The sequence below is a fragment of the Planotetraspora kaengkrachanensis genome, from assembly GCF_016862895.1.
GTDB classification, from domain to species: domain Bacteria; phylum Actinomycetota; class Actinomycetes; order Streptosporangiales; family Streptosporangiaceae; genus Planotetraspora; species Planotetraspora kaengkrachanensis.
Window position 1 is genome coordinate 1 of sequence record NZ_BONV01000086.1, and the last position, 896, is coordinate 896.

Here is an 896-nt window from a genome sequence, read left to right on the forward strand (position 1 = left end):
ACGTGCTGCCGCCGGTCTGATCTTTCGTGGTCAGTCCGGCGGGCAGCACGTTCTCCCGTACTCGGTCCACCTCCCCTCGGAGGCTGCGGAGGCTGCGGATCACAGGCTGCGGGCGGTGATGTCACCGTTGGAGGTGGTGGCGTGAATGTCGAGTTCGACGGTGCCGTTGTTCTTGAGAGCGTTGTGGATGCGGCCATGGCCGGTACCGGCATCCAAGGCGGCTGAGACCCCACCGGCGGCGCCGACCGAGATGTCACCGGACTGGGTCCGGAGCACGACCGTGCCACCCGCGGCCTCGCCGATCCGGATGTCACCCCTTGCGGTACTGATCGCGGAGCTGATCCCCGCAGGCCCGCCCATCCGGCCCACCTCGACGTCCCCGTCGACCGCCGTGAGCCGGACACTCGCAGCCTCATCGATCTTGATCTGACTGTAGGCACCTTCGAAGGCCACATCACCGAGACGGCCCACGGTCCGCAGTTCCGCACTGCCCGCCCTGGCCTCGACCCGGGACCCGGCCGGCAACTCGACCCTCACCTCGATGCACCCAGAAGGACCGAAGTACTGGTTCTTCACCGGAGTCTCGATCCGCAGAACGCCATCGGCGTATGCGACCGTGGTCTGCTCCGCCGCCTGCACGTCACGGCTCTTCGAGGTGTTCACCGCCACGACCTCGACCGCGGTGTCGGCCCGGTCGGCGGCGATGAACTGGACACGCCCCGCGGGGATGTCCAGAACGGCGGAGATCGGGGCCGGGGTGTCGAACTTCTGCATCATCTGCTCCTTGTGCTCACGGGGCCCAGTCCGCGACCCCCAGGCCGCGATCACTGAACCGTTCATGGAGCCAACCATCGCCGACCGCTCTGATACCGACCTGCCACCGTCCTGACGCCACC

At 67.6% G+C, this 896-nt stretch carries 1 protein-coding gene; it reads right to left on the reverse strand.

The features are described 5' to 3' along the window. Positions 1 to 99 precede the first annotated feature (99 nt). On the reverse strand, positions 100 to 774 hold the full coding sequence (locus tag Pka01_RS40455) for a DUF4097 family beta strand repeat-containing protein (RefSeq protein WP_203888326.1): 675 nt from the start codon (positions 772 to 774) through the stop codon (positions 100 to 102). Between the last annotated feature and the right edge of the window lie 122 nt (positions 775 to 896).